Raw genomic sequence first — 19026 nt, 5'->3', positions numbered from 1 at the left:
ATTATGGAGTTTTTGGTGCTAAGTAATTCTGAAGATTTTTCTTCATCTGAACTATTTTGTAATTTTCACTTGAAATAATAATGAACGGATGTGAAATTTTATATTTTTCATCATCTCTCAAAACTCCTGCAACATCTCTGGCATAAGCTTCAGATTTTATACCGTGAATAGCAAAAAAGCTTTGAGTCTTATTATATTTATCAAAAGAAGTGGTCAATCTTTCAAAATTTTCAATTAATAAAAAAACCTTAATCGCTTCTTCAATTTTTTTGACTGTTTTAGTATCATTTCTATCCACTAAATATAAAATCTTCCAGCTTTTTCCATCTGTTGTAAAATCAAGTTTTTCAAGTGTTGGGATTTGCTTTTCTAAATTTTCACGTGCAGTTTTGCCTTCTTCACTATTTGGGTAATTATCAGCAACTTCTTCCATGCTTTTTTTATAGGCTGCCAAACCATTCACTTTTCCTAGTGTATTTGCTTTTAACAATTCAAATTTTGAAACAATCTCATCTCCTGAATATTGATTTATTAAATTATCAATGTTATCCAGCACTACATCAAACTGTTCCTCCTGAAATAATTTATACCATTTTTCATATTCTTTTTCAGGTGATAAATTTGAGCCATTTTCAGGATTTGTATTGTTTAAAATTTGGGCATATCGTGAATTTGGATAATTGGCAGTAATATCAGACTTTATCCTTTCAGCCCTTGCAGGATTTGTAATCTGATAAATTTTATACAAATTGTACATCGATGGTAAAATCCATTTTTCTTCGGGATTATTACGAAGCAATTGCTCAAATTTACCGCTGGCCAAATCGTATTCCTTAAATTTTTCTTTATAAATTAATCCTAATTGATAGTAGGCAAAATTTCGTTCTTTTCCAATACTATCCATGGCAACCTGAGTTGTGGGAAGTTGTTTTTCGTAAAAATCTGTTGTATATTTTTCGACAACTATTAAATCCTTCAAAGCATTTATGGAATCCTGTTTCATACTTATTGAATCTGTCAATGCTGTATTGTCATTTGACTTTGAAGCAGATAATCTCCAGTTTCCTTTTAATGCTCTGTTGCCCCACATTTTTTTGAACTGTAATTTTCCATAGACAACTGTTGATGGATTGTAGAAATAAAAAGCACTAGCAACATCATTTCCGGATGGCGGATTGAAAGCTCCGGGCATAGCCACAGGCGAATTATTTGCTGCTGACTGAGGATTTACAACTTCTGGCGTATTGTTAGAATTTGAGTTTTGTTCAATATTTGCTAATCGTTCTTTCTCCTTTTCTTCTAAAATTCGTTTTGCCTCATCTTTCTTTTTTAACTCTGCAATATAATTTTCGAAATAAGCTTTTCTTTCGGTATCCGGTAAGGCTTTGATTTTAATGATACTATCATTACGTTTTGCAATTGCCTCGTATTTGATAACGTTATCTAAGTTTTTTCGGTTTTTTTCGATAAAAGCAAATTCTCTCGTTTTGGGGTTTAATTTTACTAATGTACTATCATAATATTTGGCAGCCATTGTATAATCTGTAGCTTTAAAATACATATTTCCTATGTTTCTGTATGTTGAAGCTACCAAATAGGAGTCTTTAGACTTCCTCGCTAAGGATTTATTATAAAATTCCAGTGCATTTTTCTGCTGTTTCTTTTTATCATAATAAACGCCCATTTCAAAAAACAGGATGTCATAATAAGGTCTGTTCTCCCGATCATTAACCAGCTTATTATAGGTCTTTAAAAACAGGGTATCATTACCACTTTCATAATCAAACATTTGTGCTTTTTTGGCATAAGCCTGCATCATATATTTTCGGTCAGCCTTACGGTTCATATCGATTACGCTGTTGTAAAAATAAATGGCGCTGTCCGTTTTTTCTGCTTCCTGATACATCTGACCCAGAATAAAACGATAACGGGCTTTGTCTTCGTTTATTCTTGAAAACTTTTCAGCTACCTTAAGTCTGGTAACGGCGCTGTCTTTTTGTTCCAGATTTAAAAAAGCCTCTGCCAGCAAAGCATTTGCATCAGAAAATGTCTGTTTTTTTAAATCTGTGTTTTTCAATAAAAGCTTGATATTTTTTATCGCAATGGCGTCGTTTCCTAAACGCATATTGGTTTTTTCGCGCCAGATTTTAGCGGTATAAATATTACTGCTGTTAGGATATTTGTATAAAATATAATTGAATGCTTCAAGCGCTGGAATGAAACGCTGGTCATAATATCGTGCTTTTCCGAGCATTAAATAGGCTTCATCAATCTGGGTGTTTTTCTCTCTTCCTCCAATATTCATCGAATGTTTCTGAATCGCTTTTGTCGCTTTGGTTTCGGCTAATTCAAAATCGGGATTTTTTGTTTTTTCTTTCTCAGAAATATCCTCATTGATTTGCATTTTTTCAATTGGCAACATTTCCCAAAAATTATCCTGATCATTGCCTTTTATTGTTGCCACCCCTTTATCTAAAGCAATTCCTCCGTTATATAAAATATTATACTTTGTACTTAAAGCATGAGAATTCCTGGCCAAAAAAGTGTTTCTTTTGGTAGAACAGGCTATCAAAAAAAATATAAAAACAAATAGAAAACTATATTTTAGCGTATTCTTTTTCAATAGAAAAGAGTTTAAATCAATTAACTTCTAAAAAGGTTTTTTAGTATAAGACCGGTAAAAATACGCTTCTTTTTGAAATATAGAAATTTAAACCGCAAAAAACGATTCCAGCTCCTGTAGTGTCTCTTTTGAGGTTTGAATATCTTTTACAATTTCACCTTTGTTCAACGCTACAATTCTGTCACAAACCTCAACAGTATGTTGTAAATCATGGCTGGAAACGAGAACGGTAATATTTGGATTGTCGGCCAGCTCTTTTATAATTTTTTTTAATCGGCTAACAGTTGTCGGATCTAAATTGGCAAAAGGCTCGTCCAGAATAATCACTTCAGGATTGCCAATAAGTGTGGCAATGATTCCAACCTTCTTCTGGTTTCCTTTGGATAAATCACGCAGGTATTTTTTATTTTTAAGAATTTCTCCATTAAAAAATTCTTCGTGCTGTGCCAATAACGCATCAACATCTGCTTTATTCTGATTGCGCAAATCTCCGATAAAATAGAAATATTCCTCTGGAGTTAAATAACCTATCAGGAAACTCTCATCTAAAAATGAACCTGTAAATGATTTCCAGTTTTCGTTTGTATTCACCTGAATGTTGTTACTGGTAATCTTCCCAGTTGAAGGCTGAATCAGGTCTAATAGCAAACTGAAAAAAGTAGTTTTTCCTGCTCCGTTATTTCCCACTAATCCAAAACTCTGGCCTTTTGGAATTTCTAAATTATTTATATTTAAAACTGTAGTTCCGTTGTATATTTTTGAAAGTTGATTTACTTGTATCATGGTTCTTTTATTTTAAATTTTTTAGTTTAAAACCCGTCAATTATTTCAATATATAATTGACACATTTTTTCAAATTGACTAATTTAATTTTTTTGTTTGTAAGCACTGATTGTACTGTATTTCTCTATTTTATATCTTTTTTCAATGATAGAAAAAACGGTATTTCTAAACACAAAACCTAATACGCCTGCCCCTGCAACCAAAGTAAGTCCTAATGTTTTATCCCCGAAGTGAAGCCCTATCCAATACAATAATAGTGGAAGCAATAATTTTGGCAGCGTCAGTAACATAGCACTTATATTAAATGCTTTTTTATCTCCAAAAGCACCTCCGGCATTACTTAGGTCAATTGGCGTTTTAGTAAATGCGCCTCCAAGAAGTACTAAATGTGAATTGACTCCAATATTATAAATTGCTCCAGCCACAATAGTCAGATAAATTTCCAGTCCGTAAAATAGATAGAATGATGCTAAGATTGTAGAGATAAAAGTTGCAATAACAATCAGCCACCATTTTGAAGTGATATACCCGCGATACGGAATATTTTGGGTCATCATCAATTGATAATACGAACTATCCCAACTTGGCACAAACTGTCCGAAAACAAATAAAAAACCGCCCGAAACAAATATTCCGGCAAAAATATGCATGATCGCAGGCTGATGTGTATTTCCAAAAAAGATCAATCCGTAAAACAAAAACAGAACACTCATGAAAATGGTTGTTTTCGATCTTTTATTTCTTTTGATAAGTTTAATATCATTTTTAAGAAACGTTCCTAAAGTTCCAAACTGATTGAGCCAGGCAAGGTTTTCAGTTTTAGCGATATCCTCTTTTTTAGAAAGCCCGGCATCCAGAAATAAATTATTCTTAAAATATCTGAATGTAAAAAAATATAGACCTGTTAAAACAAGAACAGGAGTCAAAAACAAACCTTTCGTTTCATAAAATTCCTGAAAAACAGGCCCTGTAAAAGCAGTAATATCAAATAATTTATAATATTGTGCAGCTCCTAAAGCCATGGCAATTCCCAGAAAAAGGACAAATAATTTATCGATATTATTCAAAATAATATTCAAAAAATTATTAATATAAACAATCGAAAAAGCTGCTATCAGCCAACAAAGAATACCCGCAACATCATAACCTTCAATAATCAGTACAATAGAGAAAGGAACAAAAAAGAGTGCATGCGCCCAGTTAAAAAATGATAGTACTGTTTTGCCCAGGGAGAAATGGACAATTGTAGGTTTTTTAAAGGGCAGAACAAGTAACGGTTTAATATTCAATACCGGAATCGCCTGCATCAGCAAACGAACAACTAAATCAAATAAAAAATAATAAATTAAAAATTTGTTGATGGTTGACAGGGGTTCAAGATTCATTTTCTTTAGGATATAAAATGATCCCACTCCCATTCCGATAAAAATAAGGGAAAAATAAACCATCAAAAAACCTATCAAAATTTTCATTGCCAGATTTGCACCAAAAGACGCTGATCTGGTAAAGGCCTTCCATTCAAGATAAATAAACTTTTTAATCATGGTTGTTTGGTTTTCAGTTTTGTAGTAAGAGATCAAATTTAGCGAAACGTTACAAAAAAAGTTAAAAAAAATAGTTTAGTACCTTTCAATTAACTGCTGTTTGCTACTTTTGCATAAAATATCATATCATGCCTTCATTCTTAAAACTCATAATTAAAGAGGTAAAACGCGAAACTACCGATGCTGTTTCCATCCTTTTTAATGTTCCCGAAGAACTAAAACCAGACTATAAATTTATTGCCGGACAATATATAAACTTAAAATTAACCCTTGACAATCAGGAAATTCGTCGTGCTTACTCCATTTGCTCAGGACCTGAAAGCGGTGAATTACGAATCGCCGTAAAGGCGGTTAAAAATGGTCTTTTCTCGCAATTTGCCAATACCAAATTAAAAGCAGGAGATGTTCTTGAAGTGGGTCATCCTGAAGGAAAATTTACTTTTGAACCGGATGCTGAAAAACAAAAAAACTACGCAGCTTTTGTTGCCGGAAGCGGAATTACTCCTGTACTTTCGATTATAAAGTCGGTTTTAAAAAGCGAACCAAAAAGTACTTTTGTATTGGTTTACGGAAACAAAACTCCTGAAGAAACTATTTTCTACCAGGAACTTCACGATTTACAATTGCAATACGTAGGACGTTTATTTGTACATTATGTATTTAGTCAGGCTAAAGCCGAAAATGCTTTGTTTGGAAGAATCGATAAATCGGCGGTAAATTTTGTACTGAACAACAAACACAAGGAACTGGAATTTGATAAGTTTTATTTGTGTGGCCCGGAAGAAATGATCAATACAGTTTCCGGAATTTTAAAAGAAAAGAACGTAAAAGACTCCGCTATTAAATTTGAACTTTTTACCTCTTCTTCGCAGGAAAATGAAATCAAAACTTCATTAGAAGGACATACAAAAATCACTGTTTTGGTTGATGATGATGAAGTTACTTTTGAAATGTCTCAAAAACAAACCATTCTGGATGCAGCCTTAAAACAGGGCATCGATGCTCCATATTCCTGCCAGGGCGGAATTTGCAGCAGCTGTCTTTGCCGTATAACACAGGGTAGTGCCGAAATGACAAAAAACTCAATCTTAACGGATAAAGAAATTGCTGATGGTTTGGTACTTAGCTGTCAGGCGCATCCAACTTCTGAAACTATTTACGTGGATTTTGATGATGTATAATCATTGAAGTTTCCAAAAAATTATAAATTCCAAATTCCAACTTATAATTGGAATTTGGAATTTTTTTTCCACGTTTAATAACAAATTTTAAATTTATACGAAACAAAATTACAAAGTGATTTCATACATTTATGCCTCTAAATAATTAACTTTATGAAATACTTTTTGTTTATATTTTTATTTATCTATTCTACAACTAGTTTTTCTCAAAACGAATATCAGACCTTTATTAATAAGTATGAGGAATTTTCTTTTTATGCAAATCCTAATAAAAACAATACTCTTTCTAAATATTTTTCAAAAAGAATGCATTCTGATTTACTTAGCCATTATAAAATTAGCGATACAATAAAAAACAAAAAATTCGTTTATCTGACTTTTAAAATTGACCCGAAAAATAAAGTAACCAATATTATTGTCAATTCGCCATACTCAGAATTAAACAAAAACATTCGTGAAGCCTTTATAAATTACAATGTTGAAGATTTAAATATTCCCGAAAAAAATCAACTGAACACTTATACGCTACAAATTCTTTCCACAGAAGGAGATAAAATGATTATTAATTGCAGCACAAATGTTGTCTTTGATAAACTGCCTGTTTTTGAAGGATGTGAATCTGCTGTAAATAAAACAAAACTATCCAACTGCCTGCTAAAGAAAATTTCTGAACATGTAGCAAATAATATTTCACCAGTCGAAATTAAAAAAGCAAAAATATTAGGATCATTAAATTTACATGTAAAATTCTCAGTAAACGAAAAAGGTGAGATTGATCAAGTAAATTGTAAAGCCCCAACAGATAGTTTGACCAAAGAATTAAATCGAGTAGTAGCAGTCTTTCCAAAAGCCAAAATTCCAGCAACGCTTAATGGTAATCCAACCAGCTTTGTTTATGAAAAAACCATTTCTCTTGAAATAGAATCTGACAATGAAAAATATAAAGAGGAAGTGAATCAATATCAAGAAAATATTTTAAATATAAGTAACGAATTATTAAACCCAAATACCGAATTAGCACTTCATTTTAAAAAATATATAAGTGTCGAAGAGCTTGATAAAATTCTTCTCCTAAAAGGTTCTATTAGTATCTATTTCAATATTGACAAAAAAGGTAAGCCAATAAATTTTAGAACCAATGCCTATACGTCAGAACTTAATGATAAACTTATTGGGATTTTCAAAAAATTTCCATTTGAAAAATTAAATATAGAACCTGTAAATGCAATAGATTCGTACAGTTATCCTTTAATAATTAATAGATTTAACAAAAATATAATTGTGTCTAACGATAAACCGTTTGTGCATACACCACCTGTTTTTGATAAGAACTGTGAATCATCAAATTCAAATGAGTTAATTGATTGTATGAATCAAAGCATTAAAAATCTTGTAGTTAATAATTTTAAAAGAACTATCCGAAATAAAACAAAACTTAAGGGTGTCATCAACGTCCGTTTTTCGTTTCAAATAGATGATAAAGGTAAAATCATAAATGTAAAAGCATTTGCTCCTAATGCCGAAATTTGCAACGAGCTTGAACAAATAATAAAAAGCATGCCTGATGTTTATAAACCTGCTTATCTAAACGGAAATGCTATAATTACAACCCGCAAATATTCTTTTGGTTTTAATATTGGAAACAATACGGTTGATGATTTTAAAAATCTGAGAAAAACTCCTGGGCCATAAACCCATTTTTTGTATCACTGCTGATGGCAAAATCATTCGCATTACATTCTTCATAACCTTCCACCATTTTGCTTACGTAAACTGAAGTTGGAATTATTTATTTGATTGTATTTTCTAAAGTATAATTTTCAATTTAAAACTATCAAAAATGGCATTAATATTTTTGAAGATTTTTAAAATATATGCCTAGAATTTAGTAAATTAGTAGAATCTACAAGACTGATACATTTTTTATCTTTGATGATAGATTTTGTAAGCCTTCATTTAATTGTCACACATTTAACATTAAATATCATGGCAACACATCATTATCTTCGCCTAACTTTTATTTTACTTTTTGTATTAACTTCTTTCGTTTGTATTTACTTCATAATTAAAAAAAGGAAAGAAAAAAAGCTCCTAAACTACTTTCACCAGAAAAGTATAATTCTTCAATTATTGGAGGAATGAAAGAAATAGCAGCCTCTGATAGTTTTTTCAATATTTGGCCGTATGTAAGTGAATTAAAAGCGGCTAAAATTTTATCTAAAAAAATAAAAGAATCTGAACTGGTGCATAAAGTTTACAGAAATTCAACCGAAGATTTTGAGCACATTTTACTGGCTACAGAACAAGAAAATCATTTTGTAGAAATTGTTGTCGATAAAAACAAAAAGAAAGTATTGGGGTATCTTTTTCTAAGTTTATAGAAATAGATTCTTTATCTTTTTTCGACGATTTTTGCTTGAGAAATATTTCTCATTGTATCTTCATCTTCGTAACCCTTCAGCAATTTTATTTCCATAAACTGAAGTAGACCATTTAGATATTGATTTCTATCGGAAGTTAAGGCATTATCTAAACTTTATCAAATGGGTAAAAGTCTTGCTTAAGGGTGTTCGAATGGTTCTGAAAGTGAATATCTAAAGCAAACTTTATATTTACTTTTTAAGTTCAGAATTATATTTATAAAAAAGCATTCCAAAAAAACATTTCCTTTCTTTTCTTATTTTCTTCTTTATCCTCTCCATAGCTGAACCAGTCTTTTGTTTTTTCTTCCAAAAGCGATTTTAATCCTGTTAAATCATACATTTTTTTATCCGAAAGTGGCTTAATATCAGATGTGTTTGTCAGTTGTAAATTTACTTTCACAGCCATAAATGAAGTGTATAATCTTGGTATTGTAAGTCCTAAGATCATGCCTGGCAAACCATTTATAGAACATGGCCCGCCGGAGATGGTAATGTTATCTGTGTAAAAGGCAAACACATATACGCCATCAGGCCTTTTTCCTATTGCTTTACGGCAATTATAGCCCGCTATTTCCCTGTGTTCGTTTGTAATTTGCCATTCTATATTTTGTATACTGTCTGCTATTACAAAATTAGTTCCTACTATTTGTTTTTGCATCGTCATTTTTCTTGATGTAAAATCATGAAACCATATATTTTCTTCATCTTGATCTTTTAAATATTTTGGTATTCTTGTTTTCGGACTCCATCTTTCAAATTTATAAATGCTTTTATTGTCAGCAAAAGTATAGGTAAAATAGGAGACTTTTAAATCAGAAAGATTTTCTTTCATCATCTCATCCCAGCTATCATTACTCATTGTTTTTTTGAGGTTGGTATTTACTTCATATTCAATTACTGCCTTATCTACAAATTGCTGTGCTTTTGATGTATTCGTTAACATTAAGGCTGCAATAAAAAAAGTAATGATTTCATAATCCTGTGGTTTATTTTTTATATTGTGCTGTTCGTCCTTTTTACTGAGCAGCATCTAATTATTTTTTTGCCTGTACGTCCTTGTTTTTAAAATTCCAGGTAAAACCTACCATTGCATATCTTTTCAATCTGTCATTTTGTTCTTCCCCAATTGTATTTTCATAGACGTATCTTCTAATTCCTATATTCTGATTCAAAATATCCCTAACCATGATATAAGCTGTGAACTCATCATTTTTGAAATTGCGCTGCAGTCTTGCATTCCACAATTGATTGGTGAGATTGGTTTGAAAATCAACCGTTTTTTGACGAGAGAATAAATTATAATCTGTTGAAATTTTCCATTTTTCTCTAAAATAAACTCCTATATCTAAGCTAAAATTATTAGTGTTGAATGATTTTACCTCATCGTTTTGAGAAGTAGTATTTCTATTATTTGAAAAGTTATTACCTAAACTAAATTCATATTTTTTTTCTTTAAATTTGTTCAGGTAAACTCCAAATCCTGAATTTAAAGTATTAGAATTGCTGATTTTATTATTAATGCTAAGTACCGTTTTGTTATAATTCAAATTTGGATTCAGATTTACATACAAATCTATTTTCTTTATCTTAAATCCATATCCAAAATAAAAATTACCAGAAAAATTACCATTTGTATTGATAGGCGTGGTAATTGTTTTAGCACTTTCAGGATCAATATCTTTGTTATAAGAAATTAAATTCGAAGTCATATTTAAAGAAATATTTTGATAAAACTGCGATTCTGTCAAAATACTATAGGTGTTATGAAATATAGATATCCTGTTTGTGAAAGATTGTTTCAAATCCGGATTACCCACAATCTGATTAAAGAAATCCTGATTGTTTCTTAAAGGCTGTAACTGATCAATCGTTGGCTGCTTAGTTGCACCCTGATAATTTAAACGCAAGTTACTGTTGCTTTTGTACTTATAATTAAAATTTGCTGTTGGAAAAAAGTTAGTATAATGACGCTTATATTGTTTATTTAAAGTTTGATCCTGTAAATCAAATGAAGTAAAACCAAAACCGCTTCCAAAACTGTAGTTTATTTTTTTTGCATTATAGCTTAACTTTAAATTAGGTGTATTTGTTGTTATTGTTTGTTTAAACTGATTTGACAAGGAGGTATTAATCAAATCATAATTACCTGTGTCATCGGAATAATCATAGGTTAAATAATTACTCTTACCTGTGTTATGACTAATCTGATATCCTAATTGTAATGCAAACCTTTTACTAAGAGGTTCTGTGTAAATTATATTTAATGAAAGATTTTGACTCGTTTTTTCTCCTATCTTATTTTGATCCACATCATTGCTGGAAGAAATAATTCCTTCATTGTAACTTTCATTTAAAGACTTCAAAAAATTATCTGAATTTGTATGCAACCTATTCCAGCTGCCATTTAGTGAAATCGTGCGACGTTCTTTAGCAAATTTATGCTTAAATAATACATTTGCGTTCAAAGACTGTTTATCTGAATCTGTAATAAAAGTTCTGCTCTGTTTGTTTTTTATTAATCCATCATTTCCTTTGGTCTCACCATTTGTAAATTCATCGCTTTCAGTATCATAAAAATTAGTTTTGGCTGTAAATTTTATAGAATTTAAAGAATCTAATTTTACATCGTAAACAGCATTTAACTTAAAGTTGCCTCTGTTTACATTACTCACCGTTGAAGTATTTTCGTTTAATTGAGTTTCTCCGACCTGGCGTTGTATAAATGTACTTTTATTGTTAGTATAAATTTGCTTATTATATTTAGGAGACAAATTCAAAGTCTGCTTGTCATTCCACTTGTTGCTGTACTGCAATCCTGCATTAGTATTTTTGATAAAACCGTTTTCGGTATCCACATAAGGTTCTTCATCATTATTGCCGCCTGTCCATTCATAACTTACATTTCCATCCTCATCCATATTCATAGATATATCATCTCGTCCGCCAAACCTTTCATTATCCTGCCAGCTTAGTCCATCCTGTCCCGTATTTCCGTTCAGTAAAAAAGCTGATAATTTTCTCTTCCCTTTAAAACTGCTAAACATCGAATTGATATTGTACCGGGAGTCGGCATCTGAAAATGGCTGATTCGCTGCATCAACCTTACCGAAATAACCTTTCTTTTTATCCTCTTTTAATTTCAGGTTAATTGTTTTTTTTGTTTCGCCATCGTCTATTCCGGTAAACTCAGCCTGATCGCTTTTTTTATTAAAGACCTGTACTTCTTTGACTGCATCTGCCCTTAAATTTTTTACTGCCATCCCTGGATCATCACCAAAAAATTCTTCTCCATCAACTAATACCTTTTCTACTGTTTCGCCCATAGCTTTTATGGAGCCGTTTTTATCAACTTGTATTCCTGGCAGTTTTTTCAACAATTCTTCAACGTTTGCATTAGCATCTACTTTAAAATCACTTGCCCTGTAACTTGTGGTATCGCCTTTAACTCTAATGGAACCTGTTTTTATGATCACCTCTTTTAATAGTTTCATTTTACTTATAAGAGCAATTGTACCCATATTCTTTTCAGTCTCTTCAAGAATTATGGCATCCAGATAATCAGCAAAATGGCTGTGTGTGGTCATGAGGATATAGTTTCCCGTTTTTATATTCCGGATATTAAATTTACCCTCTTTATCAGATCTGGTAAATTTATATAAGATGGAGTCTTTAGGAGTCAGTAAAGCAACAACAGAATTATAAATGGGAGTATTTTCGCTTTCATCAATCAATATACCTGAAAGACTTGTTTTTTGAGAAAAGGATGAAAAAGAGAATAAGAACAAAATTGCAATTGTTACCGTAATTTTTGGCATAGACAGTTTCTGATTTAAACATTAATATCTTTCAGCTTTGTAAGATGTAACTCACAGCGGCCGAAATTAATTCATTTAACAATACGTATTTAAACCTACTTGTTAAATTATTGATAAAATTATTTATATCAGATAAAATAAATACAACTATTAACGTCTATTAACTAAAAAAGTGCGTATTTATGAATTTAAAAGATTTACTATAGATTCTGAAGTAATTGTACGCATTGCATTTTCATAACCTTCTACAATTTTGTTTCCATAAACTGAAGTAGGCAATTTTGGATATAGATTTCTATCCGAAGTTAAGGCATTATTTAAACTTTGGTTAAATGGCAAAAAACCAGCATACGGATGTGTTGCCCCCCATAGTGTAACCACTTTTACACCCAGCATTGCAGCAATATGTGCATTTCCGGAATCCATTGAAAGCATGACATCCAGATTACTTATCAATTGTAATTCCTGTTGAAATTTAATTTTTCCTGCTACGTTTATCACATTTTCAAATGGTTTTGAAAGTGAATCTAAAATCTCAATTTCCTTCTTTCCGCCTCCAAAAAGTAATATGGTCTGATCTTTATTTTCGGCTAATTTTGAAATTACTTCCTCCATTAAATCGAGTGGGTAAACTTTAGAATCGTATTGTGCAAAAGGAGCGATTCCGATTAATTTTTGATAATCCTCTCCTATTAAATCTGTAATTTCTGCAGGTAAAAAAGCCTTTTCAGGAAACTCAGGATTTGATAAATCTAAGGGAAAACCCAGCTCTTCAAATACTTTTTTGTGCCTTTCAAACATTGTTGGTAATTGTTTGAAGATTTTATTTTCGGCACGGGTCAATTCTTTTTTTCCTTCACGGCCTTTATCAACGGTTGCTCTTTTTTTCCGCTTAAAGCGAAAAGTAAACTCACAACCTTAGATCGTAAAACATTATGAAGATCTGCAAAAGCGTCAATTTGAAGTTTTTTCAAGTCCCTGAATAATCTCAAAAGTCCAGGAAATCCTTTGTGACTTTCTTTTTCATCAAAAGCAAAAAACTCAATATTTGGAATTCCTTCAAAAAAAGGTTTAAAAAATGGACGCGAAATTACAGTCAGTTTTACTGTTGGATATTGTTTTACAAAAGCGCGTAAAACAGGAACCGTCATGGCGACATCTCCCATTGCGGATAGTCTCATGACGGCTATATGCTTGATTCTGTTGTTTGACAACTCTGCCAAATTATTTTTTATTTTGATATAAAACCGGATTTAGTTCATCGTCGTTGTACATTTTCATTTGTTTGTACACTTTCATAAATTTTTCTCCATTTTCGATATCCGTCAACAATTCTTCAATTGCTGTGGATAAATCTGTTCTTTGCTCTAAAAGAATATTTAATTTTTCCTGACATTTATCTCTGTGTTCCTGCGTGGCTTCAGCACGTGTAGCTTCTTCATGCATGTGATAAATTTTTAATGCCAAAATTGATAATCTGTCAAATGCCCAGGCAGGGCTTTCAGAATTAATTTTTGCCCCGTCTTTTGCTTTTATATGACTGTATTTTTGTAAAAAGTAGCTGTCAATATACTCCACCATATCAGTACGTTCCTGATTAGAGGCATCAATTTTTCTTTTTAAAGTTAAAGCTGCTACAGGATCAATTTGCGGATCACGGATAATATCCTCATAATGCCATTGGACAGTATCAATCCAGTTTTTCAAATACAATAAATGCTCGAATTTATCCTTAGGGAAAGGATTGTTTATTGGTTGGTCAACACTATCAAACTCATGATAATCTTTGATACTTTGTTCGAAAACTGAATATGCTAATTTTGAAAACATGTATTTATTTTTAGAGTTACAAAGATACTTTTTATACTTTTATAGTGAGGTAAAAAACCTTTAATTTTTCATTTCCAGTTATAAGCAATTGATAATTCTAAAAATTTATTATGAAAATCCATTATATCTCTGAAAATAATAGTGTACTAAATCATTTCTTATCACAAATCAGAAACGTAAATATTCAAAACGATAGTATGCGTTTTCGGAGAAATATAGAACGAATTGGTGAAATTATGGCGTATGAGCTGAGCAAGGTTTTACCTTATAAAAATGTCGAAATTCACACTCCGCTTGGTATAAAAAAAACAACTGAAATCGAAACTGATTTGGTTTTATGTCCCATTTTAAGAGCTGGATTACCGCTTCATAACGGTTTTTTAAATTATTTTGACCATGCCGAAAACAGCTTTGTTTCGGCCAGCAGGCATCACCCGAATAATGATGATGAGTTTGAAATTTTAGTTGAATATCAGGCAATTTCCAACCTAAACGATAAAACAGTTTTACTTCTTGATCCAATGCTGGCAACTGGCCAATCTATAGTCGCAGTTCATAAAAGATTAGTTGAGAATGCTATTCCAAAGGAAATTCATATTGCAGTTGTTATTGCTGCACCAGAAGGAGTTGACTACCTTGAAAAAAATCTACCTGAGAACTGTCATTTATGGATTGCTGCCCTGGACGAAAAATTAAACGAGAAAAATTATATTGTTCCCGGTCTTGGCGATGCCGGTGATCTTGCTTACGGAAACAAATTATAGCTGAGAGAAAAACGTAAATAAACTGCAGCAGATAAGGACATAGAATGTAATTTCCCTATTTAGTTTTTGCTGCATATATTCAACACTACTCGATGCCATAATGGTCAAAGGAGTAATACTAAACAACAATAAATCATTGCTTTTGTCTGGCGAAAGAATGAAAACAAATATCGCTATAAAAAAACAGGCAACCACTTTTTTGTATGAAGTATGGACAATCTGCGGTCTGTTTGACAAGGTTGATAGTATTGAAACTACAAAAAATAAAACTACTGCAACATAAATTGAGAATGCCCCATTTTCATAATTATTTTTAAAATAATCAATCCTTAAATCGATAAATGCCCTGTCCTGAATAAATTTTACAGCATCAAAATTGAAAATCAAGGATACCGTTAAAAATAATAAAGCAACAGCCAAAAGCGCAATAAAAGGCAAAACCCAATTTCTATAATCCCTCGAAACGTGAAAAATAATGGATATAAAAACCAAAATCAGGAAAAGAATACACCAAAACTGAAATAACGTAGCCACTAAAATCCAAAAAGAAGCATCAAATATTTTTTCTTTTGAAGATTTTAAAGATTGCAAAGAAATTAATCTGCGAAGCGCCAGCAACAGAAAAAAATTAGCATAAATGACATTTGCGTTATTGAATATCGTTGGGAAAAATAATAACAGCAGTAGATAGAATAATATCGCATATCCATTATCTTTACTAAGCCCATTCTTTTTAACGATAAAATTTATAAGGAAAAAAGAAGCCAGCACAAAGCAGAATAAACTTATTTTTTGAAACATTAAAAAATAAGAACTCATCCATGATGGTTCCTGAATTTGATACATAAAAAAGAAAACCAGTATTAAAATTACAACCAGGGAATAATTTAATGGTGTAGATTTTTTAAAAACACTTGTTATCATAAGGATATTTTATACTTTTGTGATTGTAAAGATACTACTTGTTTAAAATGAAAAACCGAACGAGTTGAAAAAAGATTCAATAAACCGAATTTTATCTTCAAAGCATTACACAACAATAAATAACATATAATTTTAAAAAATTATGACAGCTTTTTTTGAAGGAATACAATACTTATTCGTTAACATTTTGTTTGCTCCTCTTGACTTTTTACGTCGTTTGGAATTGATTACATGGTTTGGTGCAAACACTATTAACTGGATTTTTATGATCATCTGTGCATGCGCAATCGTTTATTGGATTAAACAATTACGTATTTTTGATAACGCTGGAACAGAAAATCAGGATACAACGGCTCATTCATTTTTAAAATAAAAACCAAACCCTTTAATTATAAAGGGCTTGTCAATTTATTTTCAGATTAAATCGAAACCGATATCTTTTCTAAAATACATCTTATCAAAGCTTAGTTTATCTATGTTTTGGTAAGATTTTTTTATGGCCTCCTGGAAATTATCTCCGTATGATGTCACAGCAAGTACACGTCCTCCATTAGTAACGACATTTTCGCCATCTAATTTTGTTCCTGCGTGAAAAACTATCGAATCTGTAATATTTTCTAATCCAGAAATTACTTTTCCTTTTTCAAAATCTTCAGGATAACCGCCGGATACTACCATTACAGTTGTAGCACTTCTTGGATCAACTTCTAAATTAAAGTCACCTAACTTTTGATCTGCAACAGACAGGAATAATTCTACTAAATCTGATTTTAATCTTGGCACTACAACCTCAGTTTCAGGATCTCCCATTCTTACGTTGTATTCAATAACGATAGGTTCACCTTTTACATTGATCAAACCGATAAATACAAATCCTTTGTATTCGATTCCGTCTTTTTGGAAACCTTCGATTGTTGGTTTTACAATACGGGTTTCAATTTTTTCCATTAAAACTGCATCTACGTAAGGAACCGGGGAAACTGCTCCCATTCCACCTGTGTTTAAACCGGTATCTCCTTCTCCAATTCTTTTGTAATCTTTTGCCGTTGGAAGGATTTTATAGCTTTTTCCGTCTGTTAAAACGAAACAGCTTAATTCGATTCCGTCCAAAAATTCTTCAATAACAACTTTTGAACTTGCTGTACCGAATTTTGCATGAACCAGCATGTTTCTCAATTCAGTCTTAGCTTCTTCAAGATCCTGAATAATCAAAACTCCTTTTCCAGCTGCTAAGCCGTCTGCTTTTAAAACGTAAGGAGGCTGTAAAGTTTCTAGAAATTCGCATCCTTTTTCTACAGTTTCGGCAGTAAAACTATCGTAAGCTGCGGTTGGAATGTTGTGTTTCATCAGGAATTCTTTTGCGAATTCTTTACTTCCTTCTAATTGCGCGCCTAATTTGGATGGTCCAATAACTGGAATATGTTTTAAACTTTCGTCATTTTTAAAATAATCGTAAATACCTTTTACCAATGGATCTTCAGGTCCTACGACTACTAAACTTATATTTTCTTTAAGTACTAAAGCTTTTACTGCTTCAAAATCTGTAGCAGATATTGCCACATTTTCAGCAATTGCAGCAGTTCCTGCATTTCCAGGTACTACAAAAAGTTTTTCGCAAAGCGGACTCTGAGTCATTTTCCATGCAAATGCATGCTCTCTTCCGCCTGATCCCAATAGTAAAATTGTCATGTGTCGTTGTATTTAGTTGTGGTGCAAAAATAATTGCTTTTGCACGTAAAAAATAATTAAATCTTAAAAAGTTCTGGATTCTGTACTGTTAGTAATTGTATAATATTATTTTTGATGAAAATTTCACCTCCAAATGATTTCTCTTTTTGATATTTCGCTTCAATTAAATGGTTTTCCGATTAAGAAAGCAAAAGCTGATCTGGATGCAATTACCCAATTAACTGACGAAGAATTTATGTTATTTCTTCAAAAGCAAAAAGACGAAATTGTTGATTTTCATTTGAAAAATAATCTTTTTTATAACGAATTAGTTGGTGATAAAATTGCACCCAAATGGGAAAACCTTCCCATTCTAAACAAGCAAAACTTACAGAAGCCACTTGAAGAAAGGCTTTCAAAAGGTTATTCAAAAAAAACATCTACCTCAACAAAACATCCGGATCTAGCGGAACTCCGTTTGTTTTTGCAAAAGATAAATATTCTCATGCCTTAACATGGGCATCTAATATTATGCGTTTTGGGTGGTTTGGAATCGATTTTAATCATTCTTACCAGGCACGGTTTTATGGAATTCCAATGGATTTTATTGGATACCAGAAAGAGCGTTTTAAGGATTTTTTGAGCCGCCGTTTCCGATTTCCGGTTTTTGATTTATCAGATGTTGTTTTAGAAAAATTTCTCCAGAAATTCAGAACAAAAAAATTCGATTATCTCAACGGATATACAAGTTCTATCGTTTTATTCGCCAAGTATTTGGAACAGAAGAACATCAATTTAAAAGAAATCTGCCCGACTTTAAAAGCCTGTTTTGTTACTTCGGAAATGCTTTTTGAATCGGATAAAAAACTTTTAGAAAAACAATTTGGTATTCCGATTATCAATGAATACGGGGCTTCAGAATTGGATTTGATTGCTTTTGAAAATCCTAAGGGCGAATGGCAGGTGAATTCAGAAACACTTTTTGTTGAAATTTTAGATGAAAACAACAAACCTGTTCCACATGGAACAGAAGGTAAGATTGTGATTACATCTTTATACAATAAAGCCAATCCGTTTATCAGATATGAAATTGGCGACATCGGAATTTTAGACGAAAAAAGCACGCCACAAAAACCAATTCTTAAAAAACTTATTGGAAGAACCAATGATGTTGCCATTTTACCAAGCGGTAAAAAATCGCCTGGTTTGACATTTTATTATGTGACCAAAAGCATTATCGAAGATGACGGAAATGTAAAAGAATTTATTATCAAACAAACAAAAATAGATTCTTTTGAAATCGAATATGTTTCTGAAAATGAATTGAATTCGGAGCAAATTCAAAAAATTGAAGATGCCATTACTTTGTATTTAGAACCCAATTTAAACTTTACTTTTACAAGAAAAAATGTTTTAGAAAGAACCAATCGAGGAAAACTAAAACAATTCAAATCTTACTTATAATATAAAT

At 31.6% G+C, this 19026-nt stretch carries 13 protein-coding genes and 2 pseudogenes; 6 read left to right on the top strand and 9 right to left on the bottom strand.

What is annotated here, in order from left to right; translation table 11 throughout:
- Position 1: 1 nt before the first annotated feature.
- The 3 genes from porW to P5P89_RS09345 all read right to left on the bottom strand — a co-directional run bounded on the left by porW (position 2) and on the right by P5P89_RS09345 (position 4950).
- Entirely contained in the window at positions 2-2623 is a 2622-nt protein-coding gene (gene porW / locus P5P89_RS09355) for a type IX secretion system periplasmic lipoprotein PorW/SprE (RefSeq protein ID WP_278011676.1), read from the bottom strand.
- Between the two features lie 87 nt (positions 2624-2710).
- Positions 2711-3406, bottom strand: a complete 696-nt coding sequence (locus P5P89_RS09350; protein WP_223682331.1) for an ABC transporter ATP-binding protein — start codon at positions 3404-3406, stop codon at positions 2711-2713.
- A gap of 83 nt (positions 3407-3489) precedes the next feature.
- Complete coding sequence (locus P5P89_RS09345) at positions 3490-4950, bottom strand: DUF5687 family protein (protein ID WP_278011675.1); 1461 nt, start codon at positions 4948-4950, stop codon at positions 3490-3492.
- A 128-nt stretch (positions 4951-5078) separates the two neighbouring features.
- Here P5P89_RS09345 and P5P89_RS09340 point away from each other — a divergent pair, with 128 nt between their 5' ends.
- From P5P89_RS09340 to P5P89_RS09330, 3 genes are all read left to right on the top strand, one after another.
- The gene (locus P5P89_RS09340; RefSeq protein WP_278011674.1) at positions 5079-6131 is read left to right on the top strand and encodes a ferredoxin--NADP reductase; all 1053 of its coding nucleotides are present in this window, start codon (positions 5079-5081) and stop codon (positions 6129-6131) included.
- 555 nt (positions 6132-6686) lie between these two features.
- Positions 6687-7823: a hypothetical protein gene (locus P5P89_RS09335; protein WP_278011673.1), complete on the top strand. Its 1137-nt coding sequence runs from the start codon at positions 6687-6689 to the stop codon at positions 7821-7823.
- 446 nt (positions 7824-8269) lie between these two features.
- Complete coding sequence (locus P5P89_RS09330) at positions 8270-8512, top strand: hypothetical protein (protein ID WP_269234111.1); 243 nt, start codon at positions 8270-8272, stop codon at positions 8510-8512.
- Positions 8513-8768: 256 nt separating this feature from the next.
- Here the strand turns inward: P5P89_RS09330 and P5P89_RS09325 are convergent, their stop codons facing one another.
- From P5P89_RS09325 to P5P89_RS09310, 4 genes and pseudogenes are all read right to left on the bottom strand, one after another.
- Positions 8769-9584, bottom strand: a complete 816-nt coding sequence (locus P5P89_RS09325) for a GLPGLI family protein (protein ID WP_278011672.1) — start codon at positions 9582-9584, stop codon at positions 8769-8771.
- A 4-nt stretch (positions 9585-9588) separates the two neighbouring features.
- Positions 9589-12369: a TonB dependent receptor gene (locus P5P89_RS09320; RefSeq protein ID WP_278011671.1), complete on the bottom strand. Its 2781-nt coding sequence runs from the start codon at positions 12367-12369 to the stop codon at positions 9589-9591.
- A 180-nt stretch (positions 12370-12549) separates the two neighbouring features.
- Positions 12550-13550, bottom strand: a pseudogene (locus tag P5P89_RS09315) (glycosyltransferase family 9 protein).
- A gap of 43 nt (positions 13551-13593) precedes the next feature.
- Complete coding sequence (locus P5P89_RS09310; RefSeq protein ID WP_278011670.1) at positions 13594-14199, bottom strand: DUF4254 domain-containing protein; 606 nt, start codon at positions 14197-14199, stop codon at positions 13594-13596.
- A 110-nt stretch (positions 14200-14309) separates the two neighbouring features.
- On the opposite strand from P5P89_RS09310, the gene upp reads away from it, so the two are divergent.
- Positions 14310-14963 carry a uracil phosphoribosyltransferase gene (gene upp, locus P5P89_RS09305; RefSeq protein ID WP_278011669.1) on the top strand — a complete coding sequence of 218 codons (654 nt, stop codon included), beginning with the start codon at positions 14310-14312 and terminating at the stop codon, positions 14961-14963.
- Here the strand turns inward: upp and P5P89_RS09300 are convergent.
- Positions 14958-15887, bottom strand: coding sequence for a DUF6427 family protein (locus P5P89_RS09300; protein WP_278011668.1), 930 nt, complete (start codon positions 15885-15887; stop codon positions 14958-14960). The two genes, upp and P5P89_RS09300, sit on opposite strands and share 6 nt — an antisense overlap.
- 142 nt (positions 15888-16029) lie before the next feature.
- Here P5P89_RS09300 and P5P89_RS09295 point away from each other — a divergent pair, with 142 nt between their 5' ends.
- Positions 16030-16260 carry a DUF6341 family protein gene (locus P5P89_RS09295; protein WP_278011667.1) on the top strand — a complete coding sequence of 77 codons (231 nt, stop codon included), beginning with the start codon at positions 16030-16032 and terminating at the stop codon, positions 16258-16260.
- A 41-nt stretch (positions 16261-16301) separates the two neighbouring features.
- Here P5P89_RS09295 and purD read toward each other — a convergent pair whose 3' ends face one another.
- The gene (gene purD / locus P5P89_RS09290) at positions 16302-17576 is read right to left on the bottom strand and encodes a phosphoribosylamine--glycine ligase (RefSeq protein ID WP_278011666.1); all 1275 of its coding nucleotides are present in this window, start codon (positions 17574-17576) and stop codon (positions 16302-16304) included.
- A 133-nt stretch (positions 17577-17709) separates the two neighbouring features.
- On the opposite strand from purD, the pseudogene P5P89_RS09285 reads away from it, so the two are divergent.
- Positions 17710-19019: pseudogene (locus P5P89_RS09285) on the top strand (phenylacetate--CoA ligase family protein).
- The last annotated feature ends 7 nt before the right edge of the window (positions 19020-19026 follow it).

Origin of the sequence: Flavobacterium gyeonganense (assembly GCF_029625295.1) — a bacterium.
Taxonomy (GTDB): Bacteria; Bacteroidota; Bacteroidia; order Flavobacteriales; family Flavobacteriaceae; genus Flavobacterium; species Flavobacterium gyeonganense.
The sequence above is the reverse complement of the archived record's forward strand: the minus strand, read 5'-3'. Positions and strand labels throughout refer to the sequence as shown.